The sequence below is a fragment of the Candidatus Pelagibacter sp. HIMB1521 genome (assembly GCF_052047875.1).
In the GTDB taxonomy this organism is placed as follows: Bacteria; Pseudomonadota; Alphaproteobacteria; order Pelagibacterales; family Pelagibacteraceae; genus Pelagibacter.
The window spans coordinates 1-1,846 of record NZ_JBNAIZ010000032.1 but is presented as its reverse complement, the minus strand read 5'-3'; the positions used below and the strand labels follow the sequence as shown (position 1 = coordinate 1,846).

At 21.1% G+C, this 1,846-nt stretch carries 2 protein-coding genes; both read right to left on the bottom strand.

All coding sequences use genetic code 11. The features are described 5' to 3' along the window. Positions 1-21: 21 nt before the first annotated feature. A complete protein-coding gene (locus tag ACTTA5_RS07615; RefSeq protein WP_440649197.1) occupies positions 22-936 on the bottom strand; it encodes a glycosyltransferase in 915 nt (304 codons plus the stop codon). Between the two features lie 3 nt (positions 937-939). Beyond that, on the bottom strand, positions 940-1,770 hold the full coding sequence (locus ACTTA5_RS07610) for a hypothetical protein (RefSeq protein ID WP_440649195.1): 831 nt from the start codon (positions 1,768-1,770) through the stop codon (positions 940-942). Positions 1,771-1,846: the final 76 nt, after the last annotated feature.

Here is a 1,846-nt window from a genome sequence, read left to right as displayed (position 1 = left end):
TCATTATTCAACCAAAAAAACCTAGAAGTAATTTGAAATTATTTTTTTTATTAAAATCTTAAATTTTAATTTTTTACTCGAGTTATGTTTTTTTTTTATTAGTTCATTTAATTTGTAATTAAGTTTTGGACTTTTGACTTTATTAAGATTTTTCAAGTTATTTTCTTTAAAATTTATTTTCTGTTTATTAAAAATGTTCAGAGTATGTGTTGCGCCCAAACCATAACCATCATTAGATACTTGAGAAAATCTTGGACTAACTGATATGAGTTTTTTTTTAAGACAGTGATAATTAAATCTCACTGCCCAAGAATTTATTAATTTGTATTTCTGTGCAATAAGCATCTCAACAATATCTTCGCCAGCTTTAGCAAATTGAGAATTTTTTCTTAATTTTTTAATTTTTTCTATGTTAGTATTTTTGATATTCCAATCAATTTTATTCCAAACATCTTTCCACGTACCCCATGCCCAACTACAATGTCTATACAATTTAAACCAAGTTAAATTATTATACATTTGCTCATTGTGTACATAAGAATATCCAGAAATACTTCCAATTTTTTTGTTATCTTTAAATTTATTTAATCCAAAATTTATAAAGTGCAAACAATCTTTCTCTAAAATTAAATCATCTTCTAAAACGATACATGAATTATTTTTTTTTAAAACATAACTCACTCCTTCAATTATATTTTTTGATAATCCATAATTTTGATTTCTTAAAATAATTTTTTTTCTTATATTCTTTAATTTTTTAATGATTTTAATATTTTTTTTTACTAATTTAAAATTCCTTTCTTTATTTGCACCATCACAGAAAAAAAAATATTTATGTTTTTTAAAATTTGAGTTTTTCTTAATTGATTTTATTAAATTATTTAATTTTTTTGGTCTGTTATAACAAAAAATAACAACAGGGTAATGTTGATACATATTTCAATTAAGTTTTAAAAATTTCATTATTTTCTGAACAAAAAACTCTTTAAAGGTTAAGGGCATATGTTCCTGTGGTGTATTTACAATTAAAGAATTTGTCATACGAATATATTTTCCTGTTTTTTTATGAATCTCTGAATTAAAATTTATATGTTCAGATCTAATATTTTTTTCACTCACAAAGTAATTACCCAACAAATAATCTTTATATAAATATATGGTAAGTCCATTATGTGATGATTTTGTATCAACATCTCTCATTTTTGAAATTTTTTTTTGAAAGTCATAAATAAATTTATTCCTTTCATAAAATGCTTTTAAACTAACCTTAGTCTGAATTTTGTAGACATCAATTTCGTAATAATCTTTAATTATCAAAGGTAATAAATCATAATAATATGGACGTGATTTAGAAGATACTCCAAATAAATAATTTTTTTTATCTTCTAATATTTTAAAATTGTTAAGTAATTGTATGGTTTCTATACCATTAATTATTACCTCATCTAAATCCACAACAACAATAAATTGAGATGAGAATTTGTTTTTTAATATATAATCCTTTAAATATTGTCTTCCATAACCCAGTCTGATAATTCTATTTTTATATTTTCTTAAAAAAGTTGTTTCTAAATATATATAATCAAATTTATCATTACTGTAATTCTTCAAGTAATCTGAACTACCATCGGTGGAATCATTTTCTCCAATAATAATACATAATTTTAGGTTTTGTTTGGAAATGTTTTCTAAAGACAAAAAAAATGCATTAATTGTTTTTGTTACATTTTTTGCTAATCCTAAAAAAATAATGTCATATTTTTTATTCATATTTTTAAATTTATCCAATTATTAAAAAATTTTATTAATTATATATTGAAATTCCTTAATCTTTAAAAAATAGAAT